The 16,116-nt window shown below is 63.4% G+C and carries 15 protein-coding genes; 8 read left to right on the top strand and 7 right to left on the bottom strand.

The annotated features are described in order from the left end of the window. Positions 1-170: 170 nt before the first annotated feature. The 3 genes from AC07E3_RS09725 to AC07E3_RS09715 are packed head-to-tail and all read left to right on the top strand — an operon-like array spanning position 171 to position 3,468. Entirely contained in the window at positions 171-1,472 is a 1,302-nt protein-coding gene (locus AC07E3_RS09725) for an ArgE/DapE family deacylase (RefSeq protein WP_478361534.1), read from the top strand. Further along, on the top strand, positions 1,465-2,430 hold the full coding sequence (locus AC07E3_RS09720) for an NAD(P)-dependent oxidoreductase (protein WP_478361532.1): 966 nt from the start codon (positions 1,465-1,467) through the stop codon (positions 2,428-2,430). The genes AC07E3_RS09725 and AC07E3_RS09720 overlap by 8 nt, the downstream gene beginning before the upstream one ends. Before the next feature lie 9 nt (positions 2,431-2,439). After that, entirely contained in the window at positions 2,440-3,468 is a 1,029-nt protein-coding gene (locus tag AC07E3_RS09715; RefSeq protein WP_478361530.1) for a histone deacetylase family protein, read from the top strand. A gap of 14 nt (positions 3,469-3,482) precedes the next feature. Here AC07E3_RS09715 and AC07E3_RS09710 read toward each other — a convergent pair whose 3' ends face one another. Both AC07E3_RS09710 and AC07E3_RS09705 read right to left on the bottom strand, forming a co-directional pair. Beyond that, on the bottom strand, positions 3,483-4,418 hold the full coding sequence (locus AC07E3_RS09710; RefSeq protein WP_336071290.1) for a DMT family transporter: 936 nt from the start codon (positions 4,416-4,418) through the stop codon (positions 3,483-3,485). Between the two features lie 96 nt (positions 4,419-4,514). Further along, positions 4,515-5,618: a saccharopine dehydrogenase family protein gene (locus AC07E3_RS09705; RefSeq protein ID WP_336071291.1), complete on the bottom strand. Its 1,104-nt coding sequence runs from the start codon at positions 5,616-5,618 to the stop codon at positions 4,515-4,517. Positions 5,619-5,768: 150 nt separating this feature from the next. Between AC07E3_RS09705 and AC07E3_RS09700 the strand changes: the two genes are divergently transcribed. Continuing rightward, the gene (locus tag AC07E3_RS09700; protein ID WP_065817917.1) at positions 5,769-6,200 is read left to right on the top strand and encodes an Lrp/AsnC family transcriptional regulator; all 432 of its coding nucleotides are present in this window, start codon (positions 5,769-5,771) and stop codon (positions 6,198-6,200) included. 205 nt (positions 6,201-6,405) lie between these two features. Here the strand turns inward: AC07E3_RS09700 and AC07E3_RS09695 are convergent, their stop codons facing one another. From AC07E3_RS09695 to AC07E3_RS09675, 5 genes are all read right to left on the bottom strand, one after another. After that, a complete protein-coding gene (locus AC07E3_RS09695; protein WP_478361528.1) occupies positions 6,406-7,212 on the bottom strand; it encodes an ABC transporter permease in 807 nt (268 codons plus the stop codon). A gap of 190 nt (positions 7,213-7,402) precedes the next feature. After that, positions 7,403-8,284 carry an ABC transporter permease gene (locus tag AC07E3_RS09690; RefSeq protein ID WP_336071294.1) on the bottom strand — a complete coding sequence of 294 codons (882 nt, stop codon included), beginning with the start codon at positions 8,282-8,284 and terminating at the stop codon, positions 7,403-7,405. Then, the gene (locus AC07E3_RS09685) at positions 8,277-9,341 is read right to left on the bottom strand and encodes an ABC transporter ATP-binding protein (protein ID WP_478361526.1); all 1,065 of its coding nucleotides are present in this window, start codon (positions 9,339-9,341) and stop codon (positions 8,277-8,279) included. Before AC07E3_RS09685 ends, AC07E3_RS09690 begins: the two co-directional genes overlap by 8 nt. A 200-nt stretch (positions 9,342-9,541) precedes the next feature. Continuing rightward, complete coding sequence (locus AC07E3_RS09680) at positions 9,542-10,666, bottom strand: extracellular solute-binding protein (protein WP_336071296.1); 1,125 nt, start codon at positions 10,664-10,666, stop codon at positions 9,542-9,544. A 115-nt stretch (positions 10,667-10,781) separates the two neighbouring features. Then, the gene (locus AC07E3_RS09675; protein WP_065817922.1) at positions 10,782-11,546 is read right to left on the bottom strand and encodes an IclR family transcriptional regulator; all 765 of its coding nucleotides are present in this window, start codon (positions 11,544-11,546) and stop codon (positions 10,782-10,784) included. 141 nt (positions 11,547-11,687) lie between these two features. Between AC07E3_RS09675 and AC07E3_RS09670 the strand changes: the two genes are divergently transcribed. The 4 genes from AC07E3_RS09670 (at position 11,688) to AC07E3_RS09655 (ending at position 16,054) form a co-directional block, all read left to right on the top strand. Then, complete coding sequence (locus AC07E3_RS09670; RefSeq protein ID WP_478361523.1) at positions 11,688-12,437, top strand: SDR family oxidoreductase; 750 nt, start codon at positions 11,688-11,690, stop codon at positions 12,435-12,437. Between the two features lie 10 nt (positions 12,438-12,447). Beyond that, positions 12,448-14,022, top strand: a complete 1,575-nt coding sequence (locus AC07E3_RS09665; RefSeq protein ID WP_478361521.1) for a sugar ABC transporter ATP-binding protein — start codon at positions 12,448-12,450, stop codon at positions 14,020-14,022. Further along, a complete protein-coding gene (locus AC07E3_RS09660; RefSeq protein WP_007007278.1) occupies positions 14,019-15,026 on the top strand; it encodes an ABC transporter permease in 1,008 nt (335 codons plus the stop codon). Before AC07E3_RS09665 ends, AC07E3_RS09660 begins: the two co-directional genes overlap by 4 nt. An 80-nt stretch (positions 15,027-15,106) precedes the next feature. Further along, complete coding sequence (locus AC07E3_RS09655; RefSeq protein WP_478361519.1) at positions 15,107-16,054, top strand: substrate-binding domain-containing protein; 948 nt, start codon at positions 15,107-15,109, stop codon at positions 16,052-16,054. The last annotated feature ends 62 nt before the right edge of the window (positions 16,055-16,116 follow it).

Below are 16,116 nucleotides of genomic sequence, written 5' to 3'. Positions count from 1 at the left end.
CGGCCCTTAGCCGTTTCTCAGCTGCACCGCTCAGCCAGCAGTCGCCAAGACCAGCTCTCAGCGAGCTTTCGCTACCACAAGCCCTCATCCTGAGCTTGTCGAAGGGCGAGGGCGGGATGACGCGCGCCATCGCTCACCACTCTCAACACTAATCCGTAGGAACCACCAACGTGGACGAACAACTGGCACAGAAAATCCTCGCAGCCGTCGAGGAAGGCTTTGAAGAACAGATCGGCTTTACAGAAGACCTGATCCGTTTCCCCTCGCTGCGCGGAAAGGAAAAGCCCGCGCAGGAATTCGTGCACAAGGCGCTTGAAGCGCGTGGCTACGCGGTCGAAACCTTCCATATCGACGAAGACAAGATCAAGGATCATCCGGGCTTTTCACCCGTGGCCGTCGATTATTCCGACGCCGTCAACGTGATCGCCACCCACGAGCCGCGTGAAAACAGGGGCCGGTCGCTGATCCTCAACGGCCATATGGATGTGGTGCCGGAAGGCCCGCACGATATGTGGGAGGTCTCGGCACCCTATGAGCCGAAGCGCGAGGGCGACTGGCTTTACGGACGCGGCGGCGGAGACATGAAGGCCGGCATCGCGGCCAACATTTTCGCACTCGACGCGCTGCGCCGCATAGGCCTGCAGCCGGCGGCGAAAGTGCATGTGCAGAGCGTGGTGGAGGAAGAATGCACCGGCAATGGCGCGCTCGCCTGTCTGGTGGAGGGTTATACGGCGGATGCCGCCATCATCCCCGAGCCGGAAGACGAGATGCTGGTGCGCGCCAACACCGGCGTTTTGTGGTTCGAGGTCAATGTGTCGGGCCACCCCGTGCATGTGCGCGAGGCGGGCACGGGGGCCAACGCCATCGAGGCGAGCTTCCGCGTGATCGAAAGCCTGAAACGCCTGACCGAGGCGTGGAACGCCGAAAAGGCGAACTACCCCTATTTCGAGGATGTGGACCATCCGATCAACTTCAATGTCGGCAAGATCGAGGGTGGCGACTGGGCCTCCACCGTGGCGGCCTGGTGCAGGCTCTCCTGCCGCATCGCCATCTATCCCGGTGACGACCCGAAGGATCGCGCAGCGCAGATCGAGGCGCATCTGGCGCGTGAGCTGGCCGATGATCCCTTTCTGGGCAATCGTCCTCCAGAGGTGATCTGGAACGGATTTTTCGCGCGCGGCTATGTGCTGGAGGAAGGCACGGATGCCGAAAAGGCGCTGGCCGAAGCGCACCGCGCGGCGACCGCGAGCGAACTGAAAAGCTTCGTGACGCCGGGCTATCTCGATGCGCGGGTCTTCGTGATCTATGCGGGCATGCCGTGCCTCGTCTATGGCCCGATCACCGAGAACATCCACGGGTTCGATGAGCGCGTGAGCCTTTCCTCCATCAAGCGGGTGACGGGCGCTATCGCGCTTTTCATCGCCGACTGGTGCGGGGTGGAACCCATCGAAGCGGAGGCTGCACATGGCTGACGGGCAGGTGATCGAGGGTGTTTATCTCAGCACCGCCTTCGATCTTCACGCGCTTTATGGCCATGCGCTGGCACCGCATGCAGAAGCGATCCGGCTGCGACACCCGCATGAGATCGACGATCCGGAGGAAATCCGCTTCGCCCTGTGCTGGCGGCCGGCGGATGATGCTTTTCTGCCCTATCCGAATCTGCGCCTGGCGAACTCCATCGCCGCCGGCGTCGACAGCATCATCAACTGTCCGAGCCTGCCCGAAAACGCGCTGGTTGCGCGGGTGCGTGACGAGGACCAGGGCGATGTGATGGCCGGGTTCGCAGCATGGCATGTGATCTGGCATCACCGCAACATGCGCCATCACATAGTGCATGAGGCGAAGCACGAATGGGCGCGGCTCATCCCCTCCATCATGAAGCCGCCGCGTGAAACGCCGGTGGGCATTCTGGGTTTCGGCCTGATGGGGCGGGCCATTGCCCGCGCGGTGACGGCCATGGGGTTTCCGGTGGTGGCTGCCGCGCGAAACGCGCCCAGGGAGACGATGCCCGGCGTACGCTTCGAGAGCGGGGAAGGAGCCGCCCACCGGGTGGCGGAACAGGCCGCCATCCTGATCAACGTTCTGCCGCTGACGGGAGAGACGCGCGGGCTGCTTAATCTCGATTTCTTCAACCGGATGCCTCAAGGCGCGTCGCTCATTCAACTGGGTCGGGGCGAACATCTGATCGAGGCCGATCTTCTGCGCGCGCTCGACAGCGGACGCATCTCCTCCGCCTCGCTCGACGTTTTCGACGTGGAGCCATTGCCGAAAGAGCACCCCTTCTGGGCGGATGAACGCATTCTCGTCACGCCGCATCAGGCGGGCGACTGCTCGCCGCACCGGATGGCGGAACAGCTTGTCCGCGCCGCGCAGGCTGTGGTGGCAGGAGAAATACCGGAAACGGTGGTCGACAGATCCAACGGATATTGAAGGACGACAATGAAAGCCATTTTCGACGAACGCCAATTGCGGCATACGCCGGAGCGCTATTTCCGGCGCGGGGCCTATATGCCCCATCCCGAACAGGCCGAACGCGCGATCCTGATCCGCGACATGCTGATCAAAAATGAATTCCCCATCGAGAAACCCCGCGATTTCGGCGACGGGCCGATCAAGGCCGTGCATGACCCGGACTATGTGGATTTCTGGAAGGACGCCTATCAGCGCTGGCGCGCGGAGGCACCGGATCAGGAACCGATCCCCAACTGCCACCCCGGCCCGCGCCGGGGGCGGCCGTCCTCATCCGTTTTCGGCCAACTTGGCTGGTGGGCGACCGACACGTCGGTTCCGCTGACGGAAGGCACATGGGATGCCGTCTACTGGTCGGCGCAGACCGCGCTTGAGACTGCCGAACGGGTGAAGGAAGGCGAGCGCATGGTCTATGGCCTGTGCCGCCCACCGGGACACCACGCGCTTTCCAACGCGTCGAACGGCTTCTGCCTCTTCAACAACGCTGCCATTGCAGCGCAAAGCCTGCGCGAACGCTTCGGCAAGGTCGCGGTGCTCGACATCGACACGCATACGGGCAATGGCACGCTCGACATCTTCTATGATCGCGGCGACGTTTTCGTCTGCTCGCTGCACACGGACCCCGACCTCTACCCGACCTATTATCTCGGTTATGAGGACGAGCGCGGCGAGGGCGAAGGCGAGGGGGCGACGCTCAATCTCTGCCTGAAACCCGGATCGGATACGGAAACGATCCTTGGCCGCTTCCGCGAGGGGCTTTCGGCCATCACCGCGTTCGGCGCGGAGGCGCTGGTGATCTCGCTCGGGCTCGACATGGCGGCGGACGATCCGCTCTCGGAGGTGAAGCTCACCGGCGACGGCTTTGCCACGATGGCGCGCGAAATCACGGCTCTGGGGCTGCCAACGGCGCTGATCCAGGAAGGCGGTTATCTGGGGCCTTCGCTTTCGAGAAACGCGGAGATCTTCCTCACCGCCAGCCGCGAGGCGCTGGCCGGCTGAGGCGGCTCAGAACATTATTGCACGCTTTGCGGATCGGGTGCTGGCTGAACCGGAGTGACCGGCCTTGCCAGCGCCCGCTCACGGAACACGATGTAGAGCCCCGCACCCATGGTGATGGCGATGCCAAGGGCCGCCAGCCCATTGGGCAGGTCGCGGAATATGAGCCAGCCAATGACCGTGGCGAACGGGATCTCCAGATACTGGATCGGCGCCACCGTGGCCGAAGGCGCAAAGCGCAGCGACCATGTCATCAGGAGATGGCCGAACGTGCCGAAGAAGCCGGAGGCGGCCAGCAGCAGCATCTCCCGCAGATCGGGCTGCACCATGCGCAATTGCGGCAGGTCGAGCCCGAGATTGACGAAGGCCAGCGCGCCGAAGCCGATCATGGCATAGATGCCGCTCACCACCTGAAGCGCGATGGGATCGGCATCGCGCGAGATCTGGCGCGTCACCAGCATGTAGCCGGAGAAGGCGACCGCCACGAGAAGCGGCAGAAGCGCGGGCGCACCGACACTGAGGAAGCTCGGCTGCACAACGAGCATGGTGCCGACGAAGCCCACCGAACAGGCGGCAAGCCGCCGTGGCCCCACATCCTCGCCGAGAAAGAACTTGCCAAAGGCCAGCATGATGAAGGGCATGACAAAGGCGATCGCCACGGCATCGGCCAGCGGCAGATAGCGCAGCGACATGAACATCGCGCCGATGCCGGCAATGTGGAGAGCCGTGCGCAGCACGGTGAGGCGCATGACGCGCGACGGCAGAAGAAGCGACTTGCCGCTCCACCACACGACAGGCAGGAGGAACACCACCTGAGCGGCGAAACGCACGACCAGAAGCTCGAACAGCGGAATGGTCTCGCCCAACAGCTTCGCGATCGAGTCGCCCAGAGGGGCGACCGCGCAAAACCCGATCATCAGAAGTATGCCGACAAGCGGCCGATCGTTTGACATTGCGCGACCCTATGGAGCGAAGCCAGACCGCGCAATGTCACATGGCGGCGAAACGGTACGGCCAGCGAGGGAAATCCCGCGCTGGCCGAACTGGCCTTAAGCGGCCTGTGCCTTCGGGCCGGTGTCGGGCTGGTAGGTGCGGCCGAAGCGGTTTGCCAGAAAATCCTCGAGCGCGATGTCTTCCTGCTGGACAAAGCCCTTGGATGGCAGCTTGCCGTTGGCGAGCAGGTCGAGCACGGTGCAGATGCCGGCGGCGGTGGTCTTCTGGATGGCGCTGCGGGCATTCGGCCCGGCCGGGTCCGCAAACACGCTGTTGGCATAGCTCTCCTGCACCAGCCGGCCATTTTTCAGGCCGGTGATGGTCACGAAGATCACCACCACATCCTGCATGGTGGTGGGCAGCGCGTGCTCGAAAATCTCTTTCAGAAGATCGCGGCGTTCGCTGAGGCGCAGATCGTTCAGAAGCATCTTCATGATCGATGCATGGCCCGGATAACGGATCGTGCGGTAGTTGAGATTGCGCACGCGGCCCTTGAGCGATTCGCAGATGGAGCCGAGCCCGCCGGAGGTGTTGAATGCCTCGTAGCGCACGCCGTCGAGCGAGAACTCCTCATGGCCCTCAAGTGGCGCGACCTCCTTCATCTCGCCATCGACGATGGCTTCGCAGGGCTCGCAATATTCGTTGATGACGCCTTCCGGCGACCAGGTGAGATTGTAGTTGAGCGCATTGGCCGGAAACTGCGGGAGCGCGCCGACGCGCATGCGCACATCGTGCAGCGTGTCGAAACGCTTGGCCAGCGAATTGGCGGCGATGGTGATGAAGCCCGGCGCAAGCCCGCATTGCGGGATGAAGGCCGTCTCGGCGGAGGCGGCGATTTCCTTGACGCGGCGCGTGCTTTTCACGTCCTCGGTCAGGTCGAGATAATGAACGCCCGCTTCGGCAGCCGCCTCGGCAATGGGAACCGTGAGGTGATAGGGGGCGGCGTTGAGCAGGGCGAATCTGCCCTTGAGAACTGCGGCCAGAGCTTTCGTGTCGGAGAGGTCGACCGCGACACCGGAGATCTGCGGGTGAGAGGGCAGGGCCGCAAGCTGCTCCGCCGACCGGTCGGCGACGGTGACCGTGTAATCGCCCGAGGCGACCAGCATGTCTGCGATAGCGGATCCAATGCGCCCGGCTCCCGTGACAACGATTTCTTTCATCCCGCTCCCTTTCGAATTTGTCTGGCGATTGTATCTGGCGATTTTGCCTGGATGTTTGTCCAGTCTGGCTTCGATCGACGTTGAATCGAAGTATCAATCCGGGTAATTTCACTCACGATTTTATGCATATCGACGAATGGAATTAGCAATATGACGACAACAGACGCAGACCGGGCGGTGATTGCACTGTTGCGTGAGAATGCGCGCATGCCGGTGTCGGAGATTGCCCGGCGGCTGGGCGTCTCGCGCTCCACCGCGCAGAGCAGGCTCGAGCGGCTTGAGCGCAGCGGAACGATTGCCGGCTATATGGTTCGGCTTTCGGGCGAATATGATGCCGCGCAGATCCGCGCGCATCTGCTCGTCACGGTGTCGCCAAAGCTTTCCGGCGACGTGATCACCGCGATGGAGAAGATGGAGGCCGTGCGCACGGTGCACTCGGTGAGCGGGTCGTTCGACATGATCATCATCGTCGAAGCGCCTTCGGTGGCCGAGCTCGACGCGGTGATCGACACGATCGGCGCGCTGAAGGGCGTTGACCGGACAATGAGCTCGATCATCCTGTCTACGCGGATCGACCGGTAAGGCTTCAGCGATCCGCTGACGCGAAACCGTCATCCCGGAAGTCCGAAGGGCTATCCGGGACCCATTGGAAGAACGCCATGGAGCGCGGCCCGGCAGTGGTTCGGCTGGATGGATGCCGGTGGCGCCTTCTGCGGAGATCGGCCTTGCCGCTCAATGGGTCCCGGCTCTCCCTCCGGACTTCCGGGATGACGTCAAAGTTGCACCGCTACTCCACCGCCATCCGCGCCGCTCCCCGCCTGCGGGCAATCTCGTAGGCGATGGCGCCCAGCACCGTGATCGCGATCATGATGAGCGCAAGCGCATTCACGGCGGGTGTCAGCCCCGTGCGCACCTTGGTGGCGATGTAGACCGTGAGCGGCGTGTCGAACCCGCGCACGAAGAGCGTGGTGTTGTAGTTCTCGATGGATTGGAGAACGGCAAGGAAGCCGGCGGCAATGAGCGCCGGCTTCAGGAAGGGCAAAAGCACGCGGCGGAAGACCATGAATTTCGACGCGCCGAGGCCAAGGGCCGCCTCTTCCTGCGTGGGATCGAAACGCTGGAGACGCGCCGTGATCATCAGCATCACATAGCAGATGATGAAACTTGCCTGCGCCACCACGATCAGGAAAACACCGCCGCCGACGCCAAGCTGCCGCCAAAGAACCAGCGTGGCGATGCCGATGACAACGCCCGGCGTAAGCAGCGGCGAGACCATGACCGCATACATGAAGCTGCGGGCGCGCGCATGAAGGCTGGTGAGAACAAGGGCCGCCGCGGTGCCGATGGGCAGGACGGTGATAACGACGAAGAAGGCGACGACAAAGGACGTCCAGAGCGACTGCCACATACCGCTGTCGCTCCACAATGCGTCGAACCATTGCAAAGTGGTGCCGCGCCACGGCGTCACGGTCGGGAAGCGGCTCGTGTTGAATGTGGCGATGCCCATGATGGCGAGCGGCGCGAACAGGTAGAGAAAGAACGCCACCATATAGAAGCCGAACAGGGCGCGGGCGATGCGGTCGGCGGCATTCATGCGCGATCCTCCGGGGCTGGCCGGAGAGGCCGGTGCTGCCCCTCACCTGCCTGCCGGCATCCTCTCCCCGTAAACGGGGCGAGGAAAGGCAATGGGCATCTCGGCGCGTTTCCTTCTCCCCGTGCGCGGGGAGAAGGTGCCCGAAGGGCGGATGAGGGGCAGCGCCCACGCTTGTAGATGGCCACGGCGCTCATTTCGCCACCTCCGTCAGGCTGACGCGGGCAATGCGCAGCGTGACGAGCACCACCGCAAGGCACAGCACCAGAAGAACCAGCGCGTAAGCCGCACCGCGGTTCCAGTCGCCGCCCTCGAAGAACCAGTTGTAGATGATCTCGGTGAACCAGCGGCTGCCCGGCGCGCCGAGAAGGGCAGGCGCGACATAGCTGCCGGCGGCAAGCATGAAGGTGAAGACGCAGCCCGTGGCGATGCCTGCCTTGGCGTGCGGGATGACCACCCGCCAGTGAATGCGCCAGGTGGAGGCGCCGAGATCGCGCGCGGCCTCGATCTGCGATTTGTCGAGCGATTCGATGGCGTTGTAGATCGGGAACAGCATGAACAGGATGTAGGCATAGGTCATGCCGGCCAGCACGCCGCCATCGCCATACCAGCGCACCGGCTCGTCTATGATGCCGAGCGAAAGCAGGAAGGCATTCAGCGGCCCGCGAAACGCGAGCAGGATATACCAGGCGAGTGTGCGCAAAACCTCGTTGATCCAGAACGGAATGGTGAGGGCCAGAAGCACAACCGCCGTCTGGTTCACCGTCGCGTGCTGGGCAAGCCAGAACGCCATGGGATAGCAGACCAGAAAGGTGATGAAGGCGACAAGCGCGCTCGCCCATACGGTCTTGAAGAAGATCGCGCGGTGGACGCCCTCATTGGCGAGATAGAGAATGTTGTCGAGCGAATAGACGTCGTTCGGCCCGCCAAGCTGCGAGGGCGGAAGATTGGGCCGCAGCGCGTAGTCGATCATCATGACATTGGGCGCGAGCACCATGCCGGCGAGCCACACGCCGACCAGCGCCAGAAAGACCGTGCCGAGGCCACCGCCGAAGCGTCTGTAAAGCTCAGACATCGGGCAGCACCACCGCATTCGCGCTTTCAAAGCCGAAACCGGACTTTTCGCCAATGGCGGGGGCGCTCGCAAGTTCGGTGCTGGCGATGGAGGCGACCAGTGGCGTGCCGTCTTCGGCAACGCCGTGCGCCAGCGCGAAGGCGCCCTCGAAATCGATGCGCTCGATGGTGGCCGCGAGCCGGTTGGCGCCACCCCTGGGCTTCAGCGCTTCGGGCCGCACATAAAGCTTTGCCGCCGCGCCGCCGGAAAGCCCGTCGCCGGCGCGGCCGGTCAGCGTGCCATGGGCGGTTTCCACCGTGGCGATGCCGTTGTCGATGCCCTTCACCGTGCAGGAGAGCGCGTTGGTCTCGCCAACGAAGGTGGCGACGAAGGGCGTGGCCGGGTTGTCGTAAAGCTCGCGCGGCGCGCCCACCTGCTGCACCACGCCGGCGCTCATCACCGCCACGCGGTCCGACATGGCAAGTGCCTCCGACTGGTCATGCGTGATGTAGATGAAGGTGACGCCGGTGCGCTTTTGCAGGGCGCGAAGCTCGGCGCGCATGTGCTGGCGCAGCTTCAAATCGAGCGCCGATAAGGGCTCATCGAGCAGCAGCACCTGCGGCTCGACCGCGAGCGCGCGTGCAATGGCGACGCGCTGGCGCTGGCCGCCGGAAAGCTCGCCCGGCATGCGGTCGCCATAGCCTTCAAGCGCGATCAGTTTCAGAAGATCGTTCGCCTTCTTGCGGCGCTCGGCCTTCGAGACGCCGCGCGCCTCAAGCCCGAAGGCGATGTTTTCCCACACGGGCATCAGGGGGAAAAGCGCAAGCGACTGGAAGATCATCGCCGTCGGGCGCTGATTGGGACCGAGCGGTGTCATGTCCTGCCCGCCGATCAGGATGCGGCCCTCGGTCGGGTTCAGGAAACCGGCAATGACGCGCAGGAGCGTGGTTTTGCCACAGCCGGACGGCCCGAGAATGGAGAAGAATTCTCCGCCTTCAACCGTGAAGGAGACGTCGTCGACGGCGCGGGTCGCGCCGAATGTGACGCCGACATGATCGAGCTCTACGGAATGTGACATGGTCCTCCCCCGGGGTCCCCCGGTGTTTTGTGGGCTTTCGCAAGGATTGTCCGGTGGCGCCCGCCCCTCATCCGCCTGCCGGCACCTTCTCCCCGCAAGCGGGGAGAAGGAAGATGGCCGCAACGTCTATGCCCCCCTCTCCCCGCTTGCGGGGAGAGGGTAAGGGTGAGGGGCGAGCGCCGTCAGTTCATCCAGTTCCCTCAGGCCGAGAGGAAGCGGTCCTGATATTCGTTGCGCTTGGCGACGAACCAGCTTTCCTGGATCGGCCACCACCACAGCTTGTCCAGCGCGTCGCCCGGATAGGCGGCGGCGAAGAACGCCTTGGCGTCGTCAGACGTCATGTCGGCGGCGCCCACGGCGGTGGAGTTGATCGAGGTCGCGTTGGTGTACATGGCGCCGGCTTCCGGCGTCAGGAACCAGTTGATGAAGGCATAGGCCTGGTCGAGATTTTCCGCACCCTTCGGGATCGCCACGCCTTCCATCCACGCCAGCGCGCCTTCCTTCGGCGCGATGAAGCCGATGGGCAGGCCTTCCTTGGAAAGCGCTGCGGCGGTCGAATCCCAGGTCTGGCCGATGGCGCAGCCATTGACGCGGAACGCGCCCTGCGCCTCGTTCTCGTTGGACCAGAACTGCGCGATGTTGGCCTTGCGGGCAATCGCTTCCTCGAGAATCACGTCGTAGATCTTGACCATGTTCTCTTCGGACTTGAAGGCATCGGTCATCGGCATGGGCAACTTGCCTTCGCCTTCGAGCCAGAGGCCGAGGCCAACGAGGCCCGAATGGCCGCGCACCGTTGCCTTGCTCTTCATTTCCGGCTTCCAGATGTCGCCATAGGAGGCCGTGCCATATTCGAGCGGCGCCTGATCCTTGTCGAAGGAAACGGCTTCCGTGCCCCAGTCGGTGGGCACCTGATAGCGCTTGCCGTCGATCACCGCGCCGAGATTTGCGGAATTCGTCCAGGCGCTCGGCAGGCAGTTATCGACGTTGACCTTGCTCTCGTCGATGGGCTGCACGAGCTCGAACTCGACATAGTTGGGCACGCGGTCGACCGTCGGCCAGATGATGTCGAACCCGCCGCCATTGTTGGCGCGAAGCTGGTTCAGAAGCTCGTCATTGGTGCCGTAGGGCGTGTAGTTCGCCTTGATGCCGGTCTCTTTTTCGAAGGCGGCGAGCATCTCGTCGTTCAGATAGCCGGCCCAGGCGAAGATGTTGACCGAACCGGAGGAGCCCTGCGCATAGCTGCGCGAGATGAACGGAGCGGCAAGCGAAAGGCCGGCCACCGAAGCAGCGCCCTTGATGAAGTTGCGTCGTTTGATCAGTGTCATGAATGCACTCCCCTGATTTCTGCGTTGAGATCGCAGGCGTTATTCCCGCTATGTTACAGCGCGATGACCGGGCGGCAACAAAAATCAGAGTTTACGAGTGAAGTTGCTCAAAGTCTCAGGAGATCGACAGTCTTTCTGCCACGTTTTTCAGACTGGCGAGAGCCGTTTCGACATTCGCCGCCTGCGCATCGTCGAGTTGCTCGAAGTAAGGGCAGGTCAGCACAGCGAGCGCATCGCCCGAAGGGCCGAAGACGGGGACGGAGATATCGCGCACCCCGACGAGCTGGAGGCTGTTGCCGATGCGGTGGCCTTTCGAGCGGACCTCTTCCAGCGCCGGCTCCATCTCCGCCAGATGTTTCACCTGCGCGGAACTGCCCCAGATCGCCAGGGTCTCGTTGCGCCGGTCCGGGCTCTGGAAAGCGAGCAGCGTCTGACCTGAACCGGTGGTGAGCAGATCGAGCTGGGCACCGGGACGCAGGCGAAACTCCCAGTTGGCGGGGCTGCTCGCCTGGGCGACCACGATGGCATAACCGCGCTCGGGCACCACCAGATGCACCGACTGATGCGTCTCGCGGGCGAACATGTCCATCAGCGGCAGGGCGCGGGCGGCGAGACGACGCAGCGGCGGATGCTGGCTGCCGAGCACGAACAGCTTCATGGTCAGCGCATAGCGGTCACCCTCCACTGAGCGGCTCACATAATCCCGCGCGACGAGCCTCTCCAGCATGCGATAGATTTCGCTTGGCCCCCGGCCCATCGCCTTGACGATTTCGGCGCGGGTGAGGCCGTAGGGCTGACTGGACAGAAGCTCGAGAATGTCGAGCCCCTTGTCGAGCGCGGGCGCGCGATAGCGGTCTTCGGTGGTCTTCTTGCTGTTCACGTCATGTCCTCCGACCGGCTGCTTTGATGAGGAATTGAGCCTCTTGTCAACTTTGATGTTGCAATGCTCTTTTATATATGAATAGACTATTTGTATATAAACGATGATGGAGCTGCGGCTCAACAGGGAGGAGGTCATCGTATGCGTCTACAAGGGAAGCGGATCCTGATATCCGCGGCGGCTCAAGGTATCGGCCGCGCCAGTGCACTTGCCTGCGCCGCTGAAGGCGCGTCGGTCATCGCCGTCGACATCAATGAAGAGGGGCTTGCCTCGCTGGCCGCCGGAAGCGACGCCATAGAGACGCACCGTCTCGACGTGCGCGATCGCGCGGCAATCGATGCGCTCGCCGCAAAGACCGGCGGGCTCGACGGGCTGTTCAACTGCGCCGGCTTTGTCCACAACGGGACGATTCTCGACGTGTCGGAGGAAGACTGGGCGTTCAGTACGGATCTCAACGTCACCTCCATGTATCGCATGACGCAGGCTTTCCTGCCGGGCATGCTGGAGAGGGGAGGTGAGACGGGCAGTGTCTCCATCCTCAATATGGCCTCGATGGCCTCCTCGATCAAAGGCTTCGCCAACCGCGCGGTCTATGGCACCACCAAGGCGGCGGTGATCGGCCTGACGAAATCGGTCGCTGCCGACTTCGTCAGGCAGGGCGTGCGGTGCAACGCGCTATGCCCCGGCACGGTCGACACGCCATCGCTGCGCGGTCGCATCGCCTCGGCGGCCGATCCCGTGCAGGCGGAGAAGGACTTCATCGCGCGCCAGCCCATGGGGCGGCTCGCCACGGTGGACGACATCACACCGCTGGTGCTGTATCTTCTTTCGGATGAAAGCCGCTTCGTCACCGGGCAGGCGGTGCTCGTCGACGGCGGCGTGACGATCTGAGGATCGTGCCATGGCAACGGTGTCAACAATCGTGACGACCGAAGCCGGAACAGATGGTGTCCGGCCGGTCGTCTCCATGCGCGGCATCGAGAAGCGCTTCCCCGGCGTGCACGCACTGAAAAATGTGCGCTTCGAGCTCATGCCTGGCGAAGTGCACGCCCTGATGGGGGAAAACGGGGCGGGCAAGTCCACGCTCATGAAAATCCTGTCGGGCATCTACCCGAAGGATGACGGCGAGGTGCTGGTCGACGGCCAGCCGGTCATGATCGAAAGCCCGCGCGCGGCGCAGGATCTGGGCATCAGCATCATTCATCAGGAGCTCAGCCTGATGAACGATCTGACCGCCGCCCAGAACATCTTCATCGGCCGTGAGCCCCGCCTGCGTTTCGGCCGGCTGGACGAGGCCGCGCTCAACCGTCAGACGGCGGAAATCTTCGCCTCCATGAACCTGAAGCTCGACCCCCGGGCACAGGTGGGCGGGCTGACTATTGCCAAGCAGCAGATGGTGGAGATCGCCAAGGCGCTCTCCTTCCATTCGCGCGTGCTGATCATGGACGAGCCGACGGCGGCCCTGAACAATGCCGAGATCGAGGAACTGTTCGTCATCATCCGCCGGCTGAAGGCGGAAGGTGTCGGCATCATCTACATCTCGCACAAGATGGACGAACTGAAGCGCATCGCCGATCGCGTAACGGTGATGCGCGACGGGCAATATGTGGACACCGTTTCCGCCGCCGACACGCCGGTGAACGAGATCATCTCCATGATGGTGGGGCGGGCGCTGACCGACAGCGCGGTGGAGGTGCCGGACCTCGATCAGGCGCCAGTCGCGCTCGAAGTGAAGGGTCTCACGCGCGGGCGCGAAATCCGCAATGTCAGTTTCTCGGTGAGAAAAGGCGAAATCCTCGGCTTTGCCGGGTTGATGGGCGCCGGCCGCACGGAAGTGGCGCGGGCGATCTTCGGCGCCGATCCGCGCGAGGCCGGCGAGATCTCCATCCATGGAGCACCTGTCGACATTCGCACGCCCGCCGATGCGGTCGCTGCCGGCATTGGCTACCTTTCAGAAGACCGCAAGCATTTCGGTCTTGCGGTCGGCATGGACGTGCGCGCCAACGTCGCCATGGCGAGCCTGGAGCGCTTTACCGGCAGGCTCGGCGCGCTTGACGAGGCGGGCATGCGCGACGCCGCGCGCGGCTATATCGACCAGCTCGCCATTCGCACCCCTTCCGACCGGCAGGAGGTGCGGCTGCTCTCCGGCGGGAACCAGCAGAAGGTGGTCATTGCCAAATGGCTTCTGCGCGACTGCGACATCCTCATCTTCGATGAGCCGACACGCGGCATCGACGTCGGCGCGAAGAGCGAAATCTACAAACTCTTGAACGGGCTGGCGGCACAGGGGCGGGCCATCATCGTGATCTCGTCCGAGCTGCCGGAAGTGCTTCGGCTCAGCCACCGCATCGCCGTCATGTGCGAGGGGCGGCTGACAGGCATTCTGCCGGGAGGGGCGGAGACCAGCCAGGAAGACATCATGCGCCTTGCCACAGAACGCGAGAGCGCCATGGAACCGGTGGGAGGAGAAGAATGAGCACCGTGGAAGCCACTCCGCAGGCCGGCTTTGCCGCACGGCTTCTGCAGGCGGGCGCGCACCAGAAACTGCTGGCCTTCATGAGCCTGATCATACTCCTGATCGGCTTTTCGCTGGCTTCACCCAACTTCATGCAGACCTCGAACATCATCGCCATTCTGCAGGCGACCTCGGTGAACGGGGTTCTGGCCATTGCAGCCACGCTCGTCATCATCACCGGCGGCATCGACCTTTCGGTCGGCACGCTGATGACGTTCTGCGCCGTTATCGCCGGTGTGGTGCTGACATATTGGGGCCTGCCGCTGCCGTTCGGCGTTCTCGCGGCCATTGGCGCCGGTGCGCTGTGCGGCCTCACCTCCGGCACTTTCGTCGCCAAGATGAAGATCCCGCCCTTCATCGCCACGCTCGGCATGATGCTGATGCTCAAGGGGCTGTCGCTGGTCATCTCCGGCACGCGGCCGATCTATTTCAACGACACGCCGGGCTTTACCGAGATTTCGCGCGGGTCGCTGATCGGCGAGGTCATCCCCGCCCTGCCTATCCCCAATGGCGTGCTGATCCTGTTTCTCGTGGCCATCGCAGCCAGCTACATTCTGGGCCGCACCGTACTCGGGCGCTACACTTTTGCATTGGGTTCCAACGAGGAATCGGTGCGCCTTTCCGGCGTCAACACGGATGCGTGGAAGATGGCGGTCTATGCGCTGGCCGGCGGCATATGCGGCATTGCCGGCCTGCTTATCGCCTCGCGCCTCAATTCCGCGCAGCCCGCTCTCGGCCTCGGCTACGAGCTTGAGGCGATTGCCGCCGTCGTCATCGGCGGAACCTCGCTTGCCGGCGGGCGCGGCACGATCCTCGGCACGCTGATCGGCGCCTTGATCATGGCGGTTCTGGCCAATGGCCTGCGCATCCTCTCGGTGGCGCAGGAATGGCAGACCGTGGTGACGGGCGCGATCATCATTCTCGCCGTCTATGCCGACATGATGCGCAAGCGGCGCATGGGATGAGTTTCAACACGAAGAGGGCGGTGAACGCCCCGGGTTTCGACCAGATGAGTGAGTGTGAACAAGAAACCGGAGGAGGAAACATGTTCACGAGACGCGCAATGCTGGGCGCCATCAGCGCCGCAGCCCTCGTCGCAAGCGGTATGGCCGCTTCGGCACAGGACAAGATGTATATCCCGCTGATCTCGAAAGGGTTTCAGCACCAGTTCTGGCAGGCCGTGAAGGCCGGTGCCGACAAGGCCGCGGCAGAGCTGGACGTGGAGGTCACTTTCGAGGGGCCGGACAATGAAACCATGGTCGACCGCCAGATCGACATGCTGGCGGCGGCCCTTGCCAAGAAGCCGGCAGCACTCGGCTTTGCCGCCCTCGACAGCCAGGCGGCCATCCCGCTTCTGAAACAGGCAGATGAGGCGGGCATTCCCGTGATCGCTTTTGACTCCGGTGTCGACAGCGACATCCCGAAAGCGACGGCCTCGACCGACAATCTGGCCGCCGCCGCCCTTGCCGCAGACAAGATGGCAGAGCTGATCGGCGGCGCGGGGCAGGTTGCCGTCGTCGCCCACGACCAGACGAGCCGCACCGGCATCGACCGCCGCGACGGCTTCGTCAATCAGGTGAAGGAGAAATATCCGGACATCGAGATCGTCACCATCCAGTATGGCGGCGGCGATCACCTGCAGTCGACGGAGATCACCAAGTCCATCCTACAGGCCAACCCGGATCTGAAGGGTATTTTCGGCACCAATGAAGGCTCCGCCATCGGCGTGGTCAATGGCGTGCGCGAGATGGACCGCACCAATGTGGTGATCATCGGCTACGATTCCGGTGCACAGCAGAAAGAGGCAATCCGCGATGGCCTGATGGCCGGCGCGATCACGCAGAACCCGGTGGGCATCGGCTACGAGACGGTCAAGGCCGCCGTGGCCGCCGCCAAGGGCGAAGACGTGCCCGCGGCGATCGATACGGGCTTTTACTACTACGACAAGACCAACATAGACGATCCGGAAATCGCAGCCGTCCTTTACGACTGACGGATCTTCACGACCGCTCCGGGGAAACCCTCCCCGGAGCATCTTTCAAGCCAACAGGACAT

Source organism: Nitratireductor lacus, from assembly GCF_056431025.1.
Note: the sequence above shows the minus strand (reverse complement) of the source record. Positions and strands in the feature narration are given on the sequence as shown.

What these genes read in the sequence shown, in the direction of transcription:
- AC07E3_RS09670 (WP_478361523.1), top strand. Translation starts at nt 11,688, where the DNA reads ATGCGTCTACAAGGGAAGCGGATCCTGATATCCGCGGCGGCTCAAGGT.
- AC07E3_RS09680 (WP_336071296.1), bottom strand. Translation starts at nt 10,666, where the DNA reads ATGACACTGATCAAACGACGCAACTTCATCAAGGGCGCTGCTTCGGTG.
- AC07E3_RS09705 (WP_336071291.1), bottom strand. Translation starts at nt 5,618, where the DNA reads ATGAAAGAAATCGTTGTCACGGGAGCCGGGCGCATTGGATCCGCTATC.
- AC07E3_RS09715 (WP_478361530.1), top strand. Translation starts at nt 2,440, where the DNA reads ATGAAAGCCATTTTCGACGAACGCCAATTGCGGCATACGCCGGAGCGC.
- AC07E3_RS09700 (WP_065817917.1), top strand. Translation starts at nt 5,769, where the DNA reads ATGACGACAACAGACGCAGACCGGGCGGTGATTGCACTGTTGCGTGAG.
- AC07E3_RS09685 (WP_478361526.1), bottom strand. Translation starts at nt 9,341, where the DNA reads ATGTCACATTCCGTAGAGCTCGATCATGTCGGCGTCACATTCGGCGCG.
- AC07E3_RS09655 (WP_478361519.1), top strand. Translation starts at nt 15,107, where the DNA reads ATGTTCACGAGACGCGCAATGCTGGGCGCCATCAGCGCCGCAGCCCTC.
- AC07E3_RS09660 (WP_007007278.1), top strand. Translation starts at nt 14,019, where the DNA reads ATGAGCACCGTGGAAGCCACTCCGCAGGCCGGCTTTGCCGCACGGCTT.
- AC07E3_RS09695 (WP_478361528.1), bottom strand. Translation starts at nt 7,212, where the DNA reads ATGAATGCCGCCGACCGCATCGCCCGCGCCCTGTTCGGCTTCTATATG.
- AC07E3_RS09710 (WP_336071290.1), bottom strand. Translation starts at nt 4,418, where the DNA reads ATGTCAAACGATCGGCCGCTTGTCGGCATACTTCTGATGATCGGGTTT.
- AC07E3_RS09690 (WP_336071294.1), bottom strand. Translation starts at nt 8,284, where the DNA reads ATGTCTGAGCTTTACAGACGCTTCGGCGGTGGCCTCGGCACGGTCTTT.
- AC07E3_RS09720 (WP_478361532.1), top strand. Translation starts at nt 1,465, where the DNA reads ATGGCTGACGGGCAGGTGATCGAGGGTGTTTATCTCAGCACCGCCTTC.
- AC07E3_RS09665 (WP_478361521.1), top strand. Translation starts at nt 12,448, where the DNA reads ATGGCAACGGTGTCAACAATCGTGACGACCGAAGCCGGAACAGATGGT.